A 16,837-nucleotide genomic window follows, 5' to 3' on the forward strand; every position below is an offset into this window, starting at 1 on the left:
TTGCTTTAATTTTACTGGAGCGAATGCACCGGGGAGAGGGGCGATTGGGCTACCGGTGCGGGAGGCTAGCGACGCAAGAGTTCAGCAGCCAGCACCAGAGGGCCGCTGGGGGAAACGCTCCCTTGCACCGGCTCAATGGTCACCCGCAGACCGTCAAAGGTGGTCAGAGGTTCCCGCGGACGCACTAGCAACTGGGCCCACCCCGATTCGTCCACGGTAAAGGTACCTCCATCTATGCGCATATCCCCTCGGGTGAGCCACACCTGGTAGACCTGAGCGGGCGGTAGGGGATCCAGACCGATGACCACCAGGATGGCTACCCCCCACTCGGGAGGAGCCATGAGCATCCCGTAAGCGGTGGGGGCGGAGGAGGTGCCCCGCACCCACACCACCCGCATGTCCGGGGCTGCACTCCAGTAGGCCAACTGGCGTAGGTCGTGTAAGGAGCGGGAGAGAGACTCGGTGCGGTAGTCCTCTTTTGCCTGCATGGCCATCAGCACGGAAGCCAGGTGCCCTAGGCGGTCATCCTGACGAGCCTCTGTGGTGTGGAGGGCCTGAAGGAGCCTTTCTACCTGGGCCTGCTGACGGGCCAGGGCGCGCTCCAGGTGCATGTGGCGGACGAGGCTCCATGCCCACGCTCCGACCAAGACCGCCACGGCGACAGCGATGGCCCCCACAAGAACCCATCCCATGTGTCCGTCCAAAGACAGCACCTGTCTTTCCGCGCGTGGGACGGGCGTCCCCAGGACACGCTCCAACACCCTGCCCTTGAGGTCAGCGGGAAGGGGGTGATGCCCGGCCGTTGTGGAGAGCCAGGCGGCCCCCTCCAAAAAGGGTTGGGCCTGGTAGGCGCACCGGGCGCAACGCTGCAGGTGGGAGTCCACAGCACGCCACATGTTCGGCTCCAGAGCCGATACTGCATAGGCGGGGAGAAGGTCTTGTACCTGATGACAGTTCATGCTTCCATTCCCATTCCGGGGCCCAGAAGGGAGCGAAGTTTCAGAAGCCCCAACCGGATGCGGGTTTTGACCGTGCCCAAAGGAATACCCAGGCGTTGAGCGACCTCTTTCTGGGTGTAGCCATGAAAGTAAGTGAGCAGGAGAACCTCACGCTGGGAGGGGTCGAGGAGTTCCAAAGCCTTCAACAGGCGAGCCCCACGCTCACGGGCGATGGCTTCGTCCACGGGATCGTCCGGGGGCTGGTGGGGGATGGAGCGTGCGGGAAGGGGGGTGTCAGAGTCTATGGTTCCCTCCCGTCGGCGCTTCCGCAGGAGGTCTATTGCCCGATGGTGGGCGATGCTCAGCAGCCACAGACGGGGGCTTCCTCGGGCCTCGCTGTAGGTATGGGCCTTCTGCCACACGGCGAGGAACACCTCTTGCACCACCTCCTCGGCCGCCCCCGTGTCTTGCAGCACGCCGTAAGCCACATTGAACACGGCCCGGGCGTAGCGGTCGTAAAGGGTCTCCAACCCCTCCTCACGACCCGCGGCGACCAGAGCGAGGAGGTCCAGGTCGCCCAACTCCCGGTATGCCACGCCACCATCCTGGGGCGGCGCACCATGCCAAGATATATTACGAAAAGCGTTGCCCTGCGGATCTGCGGCCGTCCCCTGCGGGTATTCTACTTCCTCTCAAGGGCGGGGGCAAGCGGGGGTATGGGGCTCCCCAGGCCTTGCACACGGGGGCGCAAGGCGCTACCATAGTATACAGCGCTGGGGGATCGTCTAGCGGTAGGACGGCAGACTCTGGATCTGCTAGCCCTGGTTCGAATCCAGGTCCCCCAGCCATTTTTATTTGATGGCGATGGCGTTGGCCGGCGAGCCGACGCCCCCTGGCAGGTGCAAGGGCACCGCCACCACCAGAAAGGCGTAGACCCCATCCCGGGCGCAGTCCTCCGCCAGGGCATCCAGGTCCCAGAACTCCCCCAGGGGCATCCCCAGCAGGGGGATGAGGCGTCGGTGCAGAAAGCCCACCTCCCGGCGCACAGGCAGGCTTTCTACGGCCACATTATCCGCCGCCACCAGCGCAATACGGTGGTCCCACAGCCAGGCAGCCATCTCCAGGCTGGCATCCAGGCCGGGCGTGGCCAGGGTGTTGTCCAACATATTCCCTATGGTGGCGCGTTCCCCTTCGGCCAGGGAGAGATACCAGCCCAGCCATCCCGTCCGCACCAGCAGGATGTCGCCCTCCTCCAGGGCGACGGATTGGGCACGGGCGGTGGCCTCCAGGTGCTGGGGGAAGATGGGGAAGGTCTGGCGGGGGTCCAGGGGACGGCCCTGCTGGGCCATCCAGCGGGCCACATCCAGGAGCACCCCCCGTCCCACGATGCCGTGGCGTGCCCAATGTTCTATCCCCAACGCCCCGCGGGCGATGTCCTCATCCTGGCGGCCGCCGTAGAAGCCGAACTCCCGGTAACGGATGTGACGCAGGCCATCTATCTGGGTGGAGAACTGGGGGTAGAAGTTGTCCAAGACCTCGTCGCGGGCGTTGCGGTCGGGGGAGAAAAGCGTGTGGCGGTAGCGCTGCCGCCCCGGCACAAGGGGGGGATGGGGCTGGTTGAGGGGAAGGGATAAGTTGAACACCTGTCCCCGGCGGACCAGGCCGACGGCGCGCCGCACCCGCTCGGGCGTAAGGAAGTTGATGGTGCCCAGTTGGTCATCGGGGCCGAACACGCCCCAGCAGTGGCGGTCGCCTGTGGCGGGGATGACGGGCAGCTCAGCATAGCGGGGAAGGGGCATACACACCTCCAGCGGCGGCCCAGGGGATAGGATAACGGACTCTGAAAGGCGGGGGAAGCGGTTCTCTACACAGGGGGTTAGGGAGGCATCCTGCTGAGGGCGATACGCCCCAGGGGGTTGATGACATCCCAGGCAGTGCCTCCATCAGCAGGCAGGGAACGGGCACCAGCCGGCGCGACACAGGGTCTATCCGTAGCCCCCGTTCCTCCAAGGTAATGGCTCCCAGCAGAGCATCCACGCCCTTATCCCCAAAGACCACGGGGGTTACCCCTTCCCGCCTCTCCACGCGCCCCCGAGACCACCCGATGTCCCTTTTCACCTGGCGTCCATCGGCCAGAAGGAAGAGGCCTTGTGTGTGGCGACGGACGCCTAGGTGCTCCAGGGCGGGGCAGGGCACCAGGGTGTGGCTAGCGGGTGTCCGCTAGGGGCAAATGGGGCAAGATGCGTGCACCCGACGGGTCACCCACCTCTAGGGTTACCCGGAAAGGCCCCATTCCACCTATCCTCCAGGTCAGCCCAATTTTTGTCGGGCACCATTGGCCCAAAAGGGTGTCACTTCTGTGCCTGGATGGGGGGCCGGGCGGTTACCCGCGTGATGATCAAGTTGTCCTTTGGAGGCGCAGGCTCCCGTAGCGCCATCGGCCCCTGTGCAGTCTACCCCCTGGGCAGGCCCAGTCCCCGCAGGGCGATGATGTTGCGCTGAACCTCGTTAGTGCCCCCGGCGATGCTAACCGAGAAGCCGGCCAACCACGCCCTCTGCACCCGCCCTGCCAAGGGTGCCCACTTGCTCTGGGTGGTCAACTGCCCGTATAGGCCCAGCACCTCCATCGCCGTTTGGAGCATGCGTTGGTTCCATTCCGCCCCGAACACCTTGATGATGGACGCCTCTTTATTGGGAACGATCCCCCTGCTCTGCACCCAGGCGGTATAGTAGGCGAGCCACCGCCCGACCTGATACTCCACCTCTATCTCAGCCAGGCGGTTGCGGATACGGGGGTCGCTGGTGAGGGGCTTACCGTTGACCTTCTGCTCGCGAGCGAAGGCCAACACCTGCTCCCACAGGGGGCGATACTGGGCGATGCGCTCTATCCCCGAACGTTCAAAGTCCAGGTTGCTGGCCACCACATACCAGCCCCGGTCCTTCTCCCCCACCATGGCCGTTTTGGGCACCCGCACATTGTCAAAAAACACCTGGTTGAAGGAGTGGACGCCGGCCATGTTGATGATGGGGCGCACCGTCACACCAGGCGTCTTCATGTCCACGATGAAGACGCTGATGCCCCGATGCTTGGGGGCGTCGGGATTGGTGCGGGTGGCCAGCCAAATGTAATCCTGCAGGTGGGCGTAGGAGGTCCAGATTTTAGAGCCGTTGATGATGTAATCGTCGCCATCTTGCACGGCGCGGGTCTGCACAGAGGCCAGGTCAGATCCCGAGCTGGGCTCGCTGTAGCCGATGCAGAAGCCACACTCCCCCCGCACGATGCGGGGCAGGAAGAACCGCTTCTGCTCCTCGGTGCCGAACATCATGATGCTCGGCCCCATCTGGCGGTCGGCGAAGTGGTGGTAAGCGATGGGTGCGGCTGCCAAAAGCATCTCCTCAAGGTAGATGGTGCGCTCAATGTAGCCCAAAGCCTGGCCCCCGTACTCTTTGGGCCAGGCCAGGCCGATCCACCCCTTCTGCCCCAGTTTGCGGGAGAACTCTCGGGAGAAGCCCTCCCCGCCTGCGGCCACATACTGCTGGCGCATCTCGGGGGTCAGTTCCTGGGCAAGCCAGGAGCGAATTTCTTGCCGAAAAGCCTCCTGCTGGGGGGTGAAGCGGAAGTCCATGGGCACCTCCTTACTCGCGGGGCTCAGCTAAGGTCAGCAGACGGCGCGGGGTGTGGACGAGGATAGTCTCTATCTGCTCCTCCGTAAAGCCCCGCCGGCGCATAGTGGGGACGATGTGCTCCAAGATGTAGCCATATCCGTGCCCGCCGTAGCGGGCCAGGCGGTGTTTGGTGCAGATGTCGTGGGCGATGACGATCCGCTCGCCCAACCCTTGGCTCACGCACCAGCGGATGGTCTCTAAGCGTTGGGCGTCGCTGGGCATGTCCACCGCTGGGTTGAGGGGGTAGTGCCAGGTCTCCTGGCCGAAGAGGTCCCATTCCAACACGCACCCCGTCTGGGCAATGCGCAACAAAGTGGAGCGATGAAACACGGTACGGTCGAGGTGTCCCATGACTACCCGCGTCAGGTCGGCCCCCGCCTCCTGCAAAACCTGCAGGATTTCCCACGGGGCCTCTTCGGCACGGCCGGGGTGAATCAGGAGGGATGCCCCGGTGCGCCGTTGGGCGCGGGCGGCGGCACGCAACACCATCCGCTCCCGCGGGTGCAAAGGCCAGGAACACCCTATCTCCCCAATAATTCCCGCCTTCACCCCCGTGTCGCCCACACCCGCGGTGATATCACGCACCATCTCCTCGGCCAGGGACGCCTCGGTGCGGGCGTCCATGTCCGACGGGTGGGCGGCGGCCACATAGTAGCCGGTGCCCATAACGATATGCAAACCGGTGGCCCGGGCGACGCGGGCGAGAGCGAGGGGATCCCGCCCCAGGCCAACGATCGTCGCGTCCACGATACAGGAGCCCCCCGCCCGCTGGAAGCGCCGGGCTTCGGCGATGGCCGTCTCCTCGTCCCAGAGGCGGAGGTTGTCCAGGTTGCTGTTCCAGTGCAGGCGCACCCAGCCCAGGTTTTCCAGGGACACCGGGGCATAGGCCAGGGCCAACTGGGACGCTTCAGCAGGGGGCTGGAACACCACGCCGAAGTCAATGAATAGGTGCTCGTGGGTGAGGGTGGGGCCGATAGCCTCGGGCGCCACAGGGCCAAGAACGGTTTGCACCTTGCCGGTGGAGGGGGGTGGCATGGGGGTCTCCTGGCTCGTGTGCTGGGAATCAGGAGGGTGTGCCGACGGGCTGTCCCTGCTCGGCCAGCAGTTTGTGCACCTCCTCCATCAGGGCCGAGAGCATCTGGTCAGCTCCCACCACCCGCACCTTCTGCCCCTTACGGAAGATGACGGCCCGCCCCGCCCCTGCAGCGATGCCCACATCGGCATCCTTAGCCTCCCCCGGCCCGTTCACCTCGCACCCCATGACGGCGACGCGGATGGTGGCGTTGAGGCCCTTGATCAGGGCATCTACCTCGTTGGCCAGGCGCACCACATCCACATCGGCTCGTCCGCAGGAGGGGCAGGCGATGAGGGTTACCCCCTTCTGGCGCAGGTTCAGGGACTTGAGGATCTCAAACCCTGTGAACACCTCCTCCCGTGGGTCGCCGGACAGGGAGACGCGGATGGTGTCGCCGATGCCTTCGTAGAGCAGGTACCCAATGCCCACTGCGCTCCGGATGGAGCCCGCCTTGACCGTCCCCGCTTCGGTGATGCCCAGGTGAAGCGGGTAGGGCACCAACTTGGCGATGCGCCGGTAGGCCTCAATGGTGGTGGGCACATCAAAAGCCTTCAGGGAGATTTTGATGTTGTCAAAGTCCATATCTTCCAGGATTTGAATCTCCCACAGGGCGGTGGCGACCATGTGGTCGACCACACTGTATTCCCCGGGCTTGGCCTCGCCGGCTTTGGGGAGACGGTTGACCATATCGTAGACCCGGGAGAAGCCCCCGCTCTTGCCTATGGCCCCCACCGGGGGCAGGCTCCCGAAGTTCACCCCCACGCGGATGGGGATGCCCCGCTCCTTGGCCGCTTTGACCACCTGACGCACCTTATCGGCGTCCCGCAGGTTGCCAGGGTTGAGGCGCAGGCCGTCTACCCCGCTGGCGATGGCCTCCAAGGCCAGGTGGTGATGGAAGTGGATGTCGGCGATGATGGGGATTTTCACCTGGCGTTTGATGTCGGCCAGGGCACGGGCCGCCTCCAAGTCGGGCACGGCGCACCGCACGATCTCGCACCCCACGTCCTCCAGTTCCTTGATTTGGCGCACGGTGGCGGCCACATCGCGCGTGTCAGTCTTGGTCATGGACTGGACGGAGATGGGGGCATCCCCCCCGATCTTGACGGGGCCGACCCACAGAGGCTTGGTGACACGGCGTGGCTTCATGCTGCCCCCCACCTAAAAGTTCTGTTCTCTGTCAACGGGAGATTTGCCTGCGGTGCCCTGCTGCGGCAATGGTGATAAGACGCTTCCGGGCGTCCACCATGTACCGCACACGGTCATCTCCAATACGACGGCGATATTCCTCACGTCCTGATAGGCGCTGGACGCTCCAGGATGGGGATTGTCTGCGAACGCCCATATGCGTCTTACCCATCCCTGGAAAACTTTGTGAGTATGGGGATGCGTTTCTCGGCGCTGGGAAGAATCACCATTTTGTCGGCCAACTGGACTGCACGGGTTTTCCGCCAGGTATTCCTCAAAGGGATACCCCGTCTCCTGTGCCCGCCCTCTGATTATAGCCACGTTTAGGGGGCCTTCTGCCACCTCCGGGGCGTCCAGCACTGTCTGCAACAACTCCCCCTTCCCCCGTCGGGGGAATGAGGAGACGGCCGGGGAGAACACTTTATTGGGGGCAGGTGTCGTCTTCACGGGCCTTTCCTCGGCAGGTGCCAGGTTGCCCCTATCGTCAAAAAGGGTACAGAAACCGTCAGATGCACCTCTTGTGGCGGGAAAGGGGGTAGGGGGAATAGGGGAGGAAGGTTGAAAAAGCACATGGCTTGTCTCACCTTCTATTTTACCGTATCAGGTTCTCGCCCCGCAGCAAGCGGACGATGTCGAAGTAACTGACGATAACGATGAACAGCAGGAGCACAATGAAGCCGATGAAGTGCACCAACCCCTCCCTCTGGGGAGAGATGCGCTTTCCCCGACGCACGAACTCTATGGCCAGGAAGAGCAGCCGGCCCCCGTCCAGCATGGGGATGGGAAGCACATTGAGAATGGCCAGGTTGAGGCTCAGCAGAGCCGTCCACTGCAGCAGGGCCATCCACCCCAACTGGGCTACCTCCCCGGTGGCTTGGGCGATGCCGATAGGGCCGGCGAACTGGAAGGAGGACCCGCCGATGATGGCACGGATGACTTCGTTGCGGAACAGGATGAGCACCTCCCACAGGCGCACTGCCCCCAGAGGCACGGCCCTCCAGAAAGGTTCGGAGCGTTGGACTACTTGGGGTTCCCACACCCGCACCAGGATACCCGTGGGGCCTTGTCCTTCGGGGAAACGCCAGCGGGGGGTTACCACAGTGGTGAAGCGCTCCACCTTCGCCACGGGGGGGCGTCCGCCTCCGAACTCCCCACCCCCGCCGATGGGTTGGGTGAGCAAATAGGTGGGGCGCTCTACTTCCCATACCGTCGGACGCCCCAGGTTGAGGCGCACCAACCGTGACAGGTCGCCATTGTTGCGGATAGGGTGGCCATCAATGGAGAGGATGATGTCCCCAGGCTTCAGGCCAGCTTTGGCGGCTGGGGAGTCAGGAGCCACGGAGACCACAGCCACCTTCCCCTGCACTTCGGGGGTGGGCACCATGAAGAGGGCTGAGAAGATGACCAGGGGCAAAAGGGCGTTCATGGCCGAGCCGGCGATGAGGATGGTGAAGCGGGTGAGGATGCCTTTGCTGGCCAGACTGCGAGGCGAGGTGGGAGCCTCCTCCCCCTCCAGGCGCACGAACCCTCCCAGGGGCAAGAGGTTCAGGGAGTAGAGGGTCTCCCCCCAGCGGATGCCGACCAGGCGCGGGGGGTAGCCGATGCCGAACTCCAACACCCGCACCCCAAACAGACGCGCTGTCACGAAGTGCCCCAGTTCGTGCACCAGGATGAGCACGGCCAGCACACCGATGAAGATCAGGATGGTTACTGCGACACCCATGGCATCTGTGCTCCCACCACCCGATGCACCTCGCGCCGTGCCCATGCGTCGGCCTGCAATAGGTCGTCCACCGTGGGATTGGACACGGGGGAGTGGGCCTCCAAGGCGTGGCCCACCAGACGGGGAATATCGGTGAAGGCGATGCGCCGTTGCAGGAACAGGTCCACGGCCGCCTCATCGGCCCCGTTGAGCACCGCGGGGTAGGAGCCTCCCCGCTTGGCTGCCTCCAGGGCAAGGGAGAAACAGGGGTAGCGCGCCGTGTCCAAAGGCTCAAAGACCAGGGTCAGGGCCGTGCGGAAGTCCAAGCGAGGTATGGCCGCATTGGGCATGCGCCGAGGGTAAAAGAGGGCGTACTGAATGGGCAGGCGCATGTCGGGCACGCCCAGTTGGGCCTTGATGGAGCCGTCGGGGAACTCCACCATGCTGTGGACGATGCTCTGGGGATGCACCACCACCTCTATCCGCTCCCACGGCATTCCGAACAGCCAGTGGGCCTCAATGACCTCAAAGGCCTTGTTCATGAGGGTGGCCGAGTCTATGGTAATCTTTTTGCCCATCTTCCAGGTAGGGTGGCGCAAAGCCTCTTCAGGGGTAACCGAGGGCAACTCGTGCAGGGGGCGGGTCCGCAAGGCCCCCCCCGAGGCGGTCAGGATGAGGCGGGTGGGGGTCTGCTCCTCCCCTACCAGGCATTGCCAGATGGCGCTGGGCTCGCTATCGATGGGGAGAATGGGCGTTTGATACCGGGATGCCTCGGCCATCACGAACCCGCCGGCGGCCACAATGGTCTCCTTATTGGCCAAAGCCACTGGGATGCCCCGACGGATGCTGGACAGGGTGGGCTTTAGGCCCGACAGGCCCACTGTGGCCACCACCACCAGGTGCACATCGGGGAGGTCGACCAGGGCGTCCAGGGCATCTACACACGCCGTGCCTGGGGGGAGGATGTCTTTGGGGAGGCTCTCACCACACCACACCGCTTGGGGACGGGTCTCCCACGCTTGGCGTACAAGAAGGTCGCGGTTGGAGTTGGCGGCCAGCCCCCGCACCTGGAACTCGTGGGGAAAGGTGCGGAGGATTTCCAGGGTCTGTTGGCCGATGGAACCGGTGGAGCCCAGAATAACGATGCCCTTCACCCCAAGTCTACCCTCGCATACCGAGCCATCCCACCCCATAATACACGACGGGGAGCACAAAGACAACGGAATCCAACCTATCCAGCACGCCCCCATGCCCTGGCAGTATGTGTCCGCTGTCTTTCACCCCCGCCGAGCGCTTCAGCAGGGACTGGGCCAGGTCACCCACCTGGGCCAGGATGCCGACTGCCAGCCCGCAGGCGATGGCCAAGCCCCAGGAGAGGGGCAGGCCCAGAAAAGCGTCCAGCAGGAGGGTTGCCCCCACTCCGCCAGCCAGACCGCCCATGGCGCCCTCCCAGGTCTTGCCCGGGCTAATGGCGGGTGCCAGCCGATGCCGCCCCAGGAGGGTGCCCACCCCATAGGCCGCAGTGTCCACGGCGAAAGTGGCCAGAAGGGCCAGGAGGAGCCACTCCCGCCCCTGAGGGAGGGCGCGCAGGGGCAGGGCGAACGCCACCAGCCCCCCCGCATACAGGGCACTGGTCACCGTTCCCGCTCCGTCGGCCAGGGCGTTAGCCTGTCCCCTCCGCAGGAGCAGGGCGGCGAAGGTGGCCAGCACCATACCGCTCACCGCCCCAGGATGAAAGGGATTCCCCAGAGAGGCGCACGCCACCAATCCCGCTGCGCTTGCTATCCCCAAAGGTTCTACAGGGCGCAGTCCAGCCGAGCGGCAGAGGCGCAGGGCCTCCCCCGTGCCGATAAGGGCGACAAGGCCCACGAGTATGTCCAACCACGGTTGTCCCAGCCAGATGGCCCCCACCACTATAGGCAAGCCTACGGCTGCGGTCGCCAGGCGGCGAACAAGGTCCTTGTGATGGGGCGAGGGCATGCGGTTGTTTCTCCCCAAGGTTGTGCCGATGATACCGCATCGGCAAGGCCGCACCTTTACACCTCTGGTTGACCCTATGGGGAAGGCGAAGAAGCGCAATACACGGGTGAGGGCGTGGCTCCGCCCGTGGCCTACGCTAAGGGCGCGATGCTCCGTTAGGGGAGGGGGGGAGGCCCCCGTAACGGCGCTGACGATGGGCGTAGGCCTCCAGGGCGCGGGCCACCTCCTCCTCGTTGAAATCGGGCCACAAAGTGGGAGTGAAGTAAAACTCGCTATAAGCCGCTTGCCAGAGGAGGAAGTTGGAAAGGCGCTGTTCTGCGGCGGTGCGAATAATCAGGTCCGGGTCTGGCAGGTCAGCGGTATACAGGTAGCGGGCGAACAGCACCTCGTCCACCTGCTCCGGGGGAATCCCGTCCTGCACGATGCGGCGCACGGCGCTGACGATTTCGTCCCGCCCCCCGTAGTCCAAGGCGACCGAAAGGGTGAAGCCATCGTTGTGGGCGGTGAGGGCCAGCACCTCCCGAATGGCCTGTTGCAGGGAGGGGGGGAGGCGATCCAGCCGCCCCAGGTGGCGGATACGCACCTTCTCTTTATGCAGGGCTTTGCCCTCCCGTTGGATGGTGGCTTCCAACAGGTCGAGGAGGCCTTGCACCTCCTCTTTGGGGCGCGACCAGTTCTCGGTGGAGAAGGCGTAGAGGGTGAGGTAACGCACGCCCCTGTCGGCGAAGGCCTGAACCACGCGTCGCACATTCTCTGTGCCGGCACGGTGGCCCTCCAAGCGGGGGAGGTTGCGCTGGGTTGCCCATCGCCCGTTGCCGTCCATAATGATGGCCACATGGCGGGGAATAGGCTGGGAGCCGTTAGTGCGGATATTCGGGGATGGTCGAGCCTGGGTTTGCATCCTCTCCTGCTTTAGCCGGCCAGGATCTCCTTTTCCTTCTCCTGGCCCAGGGTATCCATCTGGCCGATGTAGGTGTCGGTTAACTTTTGCAGGCGCTCCTGGGTGCGGCGGCTATCGTCCTCACCCAGTTCCTTGTTACGCTCCATACTACGGATTTTTTCTAAGGCATCCCGGCGGATGTTGCGGATGGCGATGCGCCCCTCCTCTACCTTTTTGTGGACAAGGCGCACCAGTTCCCGCCGCCGTTCCTCGGTAAGGGGGGGGATAGGCAGACGCAGGACCTGACCGTCGTTGGTGGGCGTAATACCCAGGTCGGAGTTGAGGATGGCCCGTTCAATGAGGCGCAGGGTGTTTTTGTCCCAGGGTTGGACAATCAACAGGCGGGCATCGGGGGCGGTTACCGTGGCTAGTTGAGTGATGGGTGTGGGAGTGCCATAGTAGTCCACTGTGATGCGGTCCAACAAAGCGGGGTGGGCCCGTCCCGTGCGCATGTTCTGGAGTTCCCTGCGCAACACCTCGACGGCCTTCTTCATGCGGTTTTCGGCGTCGGCCAGGATGCTGTGGGTGGTCATGGTGTGCTCCCAGGCAGGGACTGCCGGGGAAGGAGGCTCTCTTCGGCGATAAGGCTCCCCACCCGTTCTCCATTGAGGATACGCAACAAAGCATCGGGATGGAAGATGTCAAAGACCACAATGGGGAGGCGGTTGTCCATGCACAGGGAGAGGGCGGTGCTGTCTATTACCTCCAGGCGTCGGTTGAGCACTTCCAGGTAGGTCAAGGTCTCCAGTTTACGGGCCTGGGGGAACAGGCGGGGGTCGGCCTCGTAGACTCCGTCCACCCCATACTTGGCCATCAAAAGCACTTGAGCCCCGATCTCACAAGCCCGCAGGGCGGCAGCGGTGTCGGTGGTCATGTAGGGGTTGCCGGTGCCGCAGGCGAACAGCACCACGCGTCCCTTCTCCAAATGGCGTATGGCCCGCCGGCGGATGAAGGGCTCGGCAACGGCTTGAATAGTGATAGCACTCTGGGTGCGGACCACGCTCCCCAGGCGTTCCAGGGCATCTTGCAGGGCCAAGGCGTTGATGAGGGTTGCCAGCATGCCGGCGTAGTCGGCGGTGGCGCGGTCCATGCCTTGAGTGGCGGCTTCAGTGCCCCGCCAGATGTTGCCCCCGCCCACCACGATAGCCATCTGCACTCCGAGGGTGTTGGCGCGGTGCACCTGCTCAGCCACATACTCCACGGCTTTCCAGTCAATGCCGAAGCCCTTCTGGCCTTTGAGGGACTCGCCGCTCAGTTTGAGGAGGGCGCGGGTGTAGCGGAGGGGCATGGCTCCTACTCGCCGAGGGCGAAGCGGGCGAAGCGCCGTACCCGCACGTTCTCCCCGGTTTTGGCGATAACCTCGTTGATGCGGTCTTGCACGGTGCGTGTGGGGTCTTTGATGTAGGGCTGGTGCAGAAGACACACCTCCGAGGGCGGAGCCGTCTCTCCGGGGGGCATGTCCTCTTTGGAGAGGTATTTGGGGGACATGGCAGCCACTTGCATCGCCAGGTCGTGGGCCAGGGCCTGGAACACTTCGGTGCGAGCGACGAAGTCGGTCTCGCAGTTCACCTCCACCAACGCCCCGATGCGCCCGCCGCTGTGGATGTAGGCGTCCACGAGGCCCTGGCGGGTCTCCCGATGGGCTAGTTTGGCGGCGGAGACGGCCCCTTTGGCGCGGAGGATAGCCTGGGCCTTTTCCATATCGCCGCGGGCCTCCTCCAAGGCTTTCTTACAGTCCATTACACCAGCGCCCGTTAGGGCGCGCAGGGCTTTCACGGCATCCACGGTGATCTCTACCACGGTGCACCTCTAGGAGGTAGGTGTCGGGGGGGCCTGGCTCTCAGCCATGCCCTGGGCTGGGGCCGAGTCGTCGGCCTGCAAGTGCGCCGCCTCCTTGTCGGCGGCTGCTTCAGCTTGGTAGCGGGCTTTGCCCTTGAGCACCGCATCGGCGATGCGGCTGGTGATCAGACGGATGGAGCGGATGGCGTCGTCGTTGCCCGGTATGGGGTAGTCCACCAGGTCCGGGTCTGCATCGGTGTCAATAAGGGCCACGATGGGGATACGGGCTTTTCGGGCCTCTTGCACGGCGATGTTCTCGTGGCCGATGTCCACGACATACACGGCGTCTGGAAGGCGGGTCATGCCCTTGATGCCGCTGAAATATTTCTGCAAACGGCGCAGTTCATCCTCCAGACGGCTGGCCTCTTTTTTGGGGAGGTGCTCAAAGTAGCCGGCGGTCTTACGCTCTTCTAACTGGCGCAAGTAGTCCAGACGGGTAGAGATGGTGGCCCAGTTGGTGATGGTTCCCCCCAGCCACCGCTGGTTGACATAAAAGGCCCCGCACCGTTGGGCTTCGTTGGCGATGGCTTCTTGGGCCTGTTTTTTAGTGCCCACGAACAGGATCGTGCCGCCCCGGGCGGCTAGGTCCTCCACAAAGGCGCAGGCCTTTTCCAGTTGCTGTAAGGTCTGCTGCAGGTCAATGATGTGAATGCCGTTGCGCTGGGTATAGATGAACCGCCGCATGCGGGGATGCCAGCGACGGGTCTGGTGGCCGAAGTGCACCCCAGCCTCCAGGAGTGCCTTCATACTCATCGGCTCCTCGGCGGGACTGGGATGGTCTATCACCGTCTGTTCCATGCGCCTGCTCTCTCCCTCCTGCGCTGTGCGATGGGGCTACCCTTTCCTCCGGCGGGGGGGATGGCCCCTCTTGGGTTGACGACAGATCCTCGTAGGGAAGTATAACACGCCCTCTTGTGCTGGGGCAATCCCCATCAGGGATTGCTCTGGTGGCTTACCATAAAGATGGCGTATCATAGCCTTGTGTTCTGGAGAGGGCGAGGAACACGGTGGAGGCCGCAGCCGTTTTGCAGGCCATACAGAAGCAGGGCTGGTATCGGGGGCAGGTGGTGCATATCCAGATGCTCCCCCCGCGGGCTCCCCGTTGGGGGGTGGTGCCGCGCCCGATACATCCTGTGCTCCAGGGCGCTTTGGCGCGGCTGGGGGTGGAGCGCCTCTACACCCACCAGGTGGCGGCCCTTACCGCCGCCTGGGAGGGAAAACATGTGATAGTGGCCACGCCCACCGCCAGTGGGAAGAGCCTCTGCTACCACATCCCTGTGCTGGACTCCTTGCTGACCGACCGTTCTGCCCGTGCCCTCTACCTGTACCCCACCAAGGCCTTGGCCCAGGACCAACTGCGCACCCTTAAGGCCCTGGTGCCCACGGATGCGGGTATCGTCTACGGCATCTACGATGGGGATACCAGTGAGGCGGAACGGCTGGCCTTGCGCCGTTCGGCTCGCGTGCTCCTGAGCAATCCCGATATGCTCCACATCGGCATCCTGCCCAACCACCGGCGGTGGGCGCGCTTTTTGACAGGCTTGCGCTGGGTGGTGCTGGACGAGGCCCATGTGTATCGGGGGGTGTTCGGCTCCCATGTGGCCAACCTGATACGGCGTTTACGGCGGGTGTGTGCTCTGTATGGCAGTGCCCCCCAGTTCCTTCTGGCCTCGGCCACTTTGGGCAACCCCCAGGAGTTGGCGGAAACCCTCACCGGCCTGCCCTTCACCGCCATCCTGGAGGACGGTGCCCCCTTTGGGGGGAAGTGCTTTGTGCTGTGGAACCCGCCGGTGGTAGACGAGGCCCTTCAGAAGCGGGCCAGCCTCGTGGGGGAGGTGGCCCGGCTGTTTGCTTTTCTGGTGCAGGGGGGGTGGCGCACCCTGGCCTTTGTGCGGAGCCGTCAGGAGGCGGAGCGGGTCTATCGCTGGTGCCGGGACATACTGGCTGGAGACGCTCCATCCCTCCTCCCGCGCATCGCCCCCTATCGCGGCGCCTATTTGTCGGAGGATCGCCGGCGCATTGAGCGTGCCCTGTTCAGCGGGGAGCTGCTGGGTGTGGCCTCTACCAATGCTCTGGAACTGGGCATAGATATCGGCGACCTGGATGCCACCCTTCTGGGGGGCTACCCGGGAAGCATCACCTCCACTTGGCAACAGGCTGGGCGCAGCGGACGGCGGGGGAAGATGTCTTTGACCATCTTCGTGGCGCGGGATAATCCGTTGGACCAGTTCCTTATGCGGGAGCCGTCGTTCCTTTTCGGGCGTCCCCACGAGCACGCCCGCATCGCCCCCCACAACCCCTACATCCTCTCTGCCCACCTGCTGTGTGCCGCCTACGAGGCCCCCCTCACCGATGCCGACGCCGCCCTGTTCGGCCCTGCCTTCTTTAGCGAGCGGGTGGAGGCGTTGGCCGAGGCGGGCCTGCTCAAGCCCCAGGGGGGGCGCTGGCACTTGTCGCCCCACAAGAACTATCCCGCTGAAGAGGTGGACCTGCGCACCACGGGGGAACGCTCCTACTGGGTGGTGGAGGAAGGGAGCGGGCGTCTTTTGGAGAAGGGGATTGAGGAGGGCACCGCCTTCCGTCAACTGCACCCGGGAGCGGTGTATTTCCACCAGGGGCAGGGGTATCGGGTGAAACGCCTGGATGTGGAGGGGCGTGTCGCCTGGGTGGAGCCGACGGAGGTCTCCTACTATACCGAGGCCAGGGAAAATACTGAAACCCGTATCCTGCGGGTCTGGGAAGAGAAGCGCGCCCCGGCGGGCTCCCGGGTGTTCCTCGGGGAGGTGGAGGTTACCAGCCAAGTGGTAGGCTTCACCCGCCGCGCCTGGAACCGCGAGGAGCCCTTAGATGAGGAGTTCCTGGACCTTCCCCCCTTGCGCTTCCGGACGGTTGGTTTCTGGTTTGAGGTGCCCGAGGCCTTCTGGCGACGCATCCTTGCTGAGAAGCAGGATCTGGCGGGCGGTTTGCACGCCTGTGAACACGCCGCCATTGGCGTATTGCCGCTGTTCGCCTCCTGCGACCGCAACGACATCGGGGGAGTCTCCACACCTCGGCATCCGGATACGGGCGGGCCGGCCATCTTCATCCACGACGCCTACCCCGGGGGCATTGGCATAGCGGAGCACGGCTTCGCCGTGATAGAGGACCTGTGGAGCGCCACCCTGCGCACGGTAGAGGGGTGCCCGTGCGCGGAGGGGTGTCCGGGGTGTATCCACTCCCCCAAGTGTGGGAACAACAACCACCCCCTTGACAAAACGGTGGCGGTGCGTATTCTAAAATCTCTCCTCAATCTCCCCACCCACGGGGGAGCGTAGTGGGACACTGGGGGGCTCGCCTTCTCCGAGTAAAGGGGTAGAAACTGTCATCTGTCCCTGTCCGCGCCTGGGGTCTACCACCCCTGCCAGGGGCCGGGATGGGCCACAGGGCCAGGACGCCTGAGGAGGCTTTCTGGCCCAGTGTGTTCATCCGAGGGGGTGGGGGCCCAGGCTACAGCCCCTGTGGTGGCCTCTGCC

At 64.2% G+C, this 16,837-nt stretch carries 15 protein-coding genes and 1 tRNA gene; 2 read left to right on the plus strand and 14 right to left on the minus strand.

What is annotated here, in order from left to right; translation table 11 throughout:
- Nucleotides 1–65: 65 nt before the first annotated feature.
- On the minus strand, nucleotides 66–959 hold the full coding sequence (locus NZ951_07995) for an anti-sigma factor (GenBank protein ID MCS7207851.1): 894 nt from the start codon (nucleotides 957–959) through the stop codon (nucleotides 66–68).
- Nucleotides 956–1,534, minus strand: a complete 579-nt coding sequence (locus tag NZ951_08000; protein MCS7207852.1) for a sigma-70 family RNA polymerase sigma factor — start codon at nucleotides 1,532–1,534, stop codon at nucleotides 956–958. The genes NZ951_07995 and NZ951_08000 overlap by 4 nt, the downstream gene beginning before the upstream one ends.
- Nucleotides 1,535–1,712: 178 nt before the next feature.
- On the opposite strand from NZ951_08000, the gene NZ951_08005 reads away from it, so the two are divergent.
- Nucleotides 1,713–1,786, plus strand: a tRNA-Gln gene (locus NZ951_08005).
- Between the two features lie 3 nt (nucleotides 1,787–1,789).
- On the opposite strand, the gene NZ951_08010 is transcribed toward NZ951_08005, so the two are convergent.
- From NZ951_08010 to rpsB, 12 genes are all read right to left on the minus strand, one after another.
- Nucleotides 1,790–2,737 carry a cyclase family protein gene (locus tag NZ951_08010; GenBank protein MCS7207853.1) on the minus strand — a complete coding sequence of 316 codons (948 nt, stop codon included), beginning with the start codon at nucleotides 2,735–2,737 and terminating at the stop codon, nucleotides 1,790–1,792.
- A gap of 654 nt (nucleotides 2,738–3,391) precedes the next feature.
- The gene (locus NZ951_08015; GenBank protein ID MCS7207854.1) at nucleotides 3,392–4,564 is read right to left on the minus strand and encodes an acyl-CoA dehydrogenase family protein; all 1,173 of its coding nucleotides are present in this window, start codon (nucleotides 4,562–4,564) and stop codon (nucleotides 3,392–3,394) included.
- A gap of 10 nt (nucleotides 4,565–4,574) precedes the next feature.
- Nucleotides 4,575–5,639 (minus strand): aryldialkylphosphatase, encoded by a 1,065-nt coding sequence (locus NZ951_08020; GenBank protein MCS7207855.1) that lies wholly within the window; start codon nucleotides 5,637–5,639, stop codon nucleotides 4,575–4,577.
- A 28-nt stretch (nucleotides 5,640–5,667) separates the two neighbouring features.
- Nucleotides 5,668–6,825 carry a flavodoxin-dependent (E)-4-hydroxy-3-methylbut-2-enyl-diphosphate synthase gene (gene ispG / locus NZ951_08025; protein ID MCS7207856.1) on the minus strand — a complete coding sequence of 386 codons (1,158 nt, stop codon included), beginning with the start codon at nucleotides 6,823–6,825 and terminating at the stop codon, nucleotides 5,668–5,670.
- 631 nt (nucleotides 6,826–7,456) lie between these two features.
- On the minus strand, nucleotides 7,457–8,587 hold the full coding sequence (locus tag NZ951_08030) for a site-2 protease family protein (protein MCS7207857.1): 1,131 nt from the start codon (nucleotides 8,585–8,587) through the stop codon (nucleotides 7,457–7,459).
- The gene (dxr, locus tag NZ951_08035) at nucleotides 8,572–9,720 is read right to left on the minus strand and encodes a 1-deoxy-D-xylulose-5-phosphate reductoisomerase (protein ID MCS7207858.1); all 1,149 of its coding nucleotides are present in this window, start codon (nucleotides 9,718–9,720) and stop codon (nucleotides 8,572–8,574) included. The genes NZ951_08030 and dxr overlap by 16 nt, the downstream gene beginning before the upstream one ends.
- A 7-nt stretch (nucleotides 9,721–9,727) precedes the next feature.
- Nucleotides 9,728–10,546: a phosphatidate cytidylyltransferase gene (locus NZ951_08040; GenBank protein MCS7207859.1), complete on the minus strand. Its 819-nt coding sequence runs from the start codon at nucleotides 10,544–10,546 to the stop codon at nucleotides 9,728–9,730.
- A 136-nt stretch (nucleotides 10,547–10,682) separates the two neighbouring features.
- The gene (locus tag NZ951_08045; GenBank protein ID MCS7207860.1) at nucleotides 10,683–11,447 is read right to left on the minus strand and encodes an isoprenyl transferase; all 765 of its coding nucleotides are present in this window, start codon (nucleotides 11,445–11,447) and stop codon (nucleotides 10,683–10,685) included.
- An 11-nt stretch (nucleotides 11,448–11,458) separates the two neighbouring features.
- Nucleotides 11,459–12,019, minus strand: coding sequence for a ribosome recycling factor (gene frr, locus NZ951_08050; GenBank protein ID MCS7207861.1), 561 nt, complete (start codon nucleotides 12,017–12,019; stop codon nucleotides 11,459–11,461).
- Nucleotides 12,016–12,774 carry a UMP kinase gene (pyrH, locus tag NZ951_08055; protein MCS7207862.1) on the minus strand — a complete coding sequence of 253 codons (759 nt, stop codon included), beginning with the start codon at nucleotides 12,772–12,774 and terminating at the stop codon, nucleotides 12,016–12,018. Before pyrH ends, frr begins: the two co-directional genes overlap by 4 nt.
- 5 nt (nucleotides 12,775–12,779) lie before the next feature.
- Nucleotides 12,780–13,226, minus strand: coding sequence for an elongation factor Ts (locus NZ951_08060; protein MCS7207863.1), 447 nt, complete (start codon nucleotides 13,224–13,226; stop codon nucleotides 12,780–12,782).
- Between the two features lie 69 nt (nucleotides 13,227–13,295).
- Nucleotides 13,296–14,078 carry a 30S ribosomal protein S2 gene (gene rpsB / locus NZ951_08065; GenBank protein ID MCS7207864.1) on the minus strand — a complete coding sequence of 261 codons (783 nt, stop codon included), beginning with the start codon at nucleotides 14,076–14,078 and terminating at the stop codon, nucleotides 13,296–13,298.
- Between the two features lie 254 nt (nucleotides 14,079–14,332).
- Here rpsB and NZ951_08070 point away from each other — a divergent pair, with 254 nt between their 5' ends.
- Nucleotides 14,333–16,639, plus strand: coding sequence for a DEAD/DEAH box helicase (locus NZ951_08070; GenBank protein ID MCS7207865.1), 2,307 nt, complete (start codon nucleotides 14,333–14,335; stop codon nucleotides 16,637–16,639).
- Nucleotides 16,640–16,837: the final 198 nt, after the last annotated feature.

The sequence above is a fragment of the Dehalococcoidia bacterium genome (assembly GCA_025060295.1).
GTDB lineage: Bacteria > Chloroflexota > Dehalococcoidia > Lucifugimonadales > HRBIN23 > HRBIN23.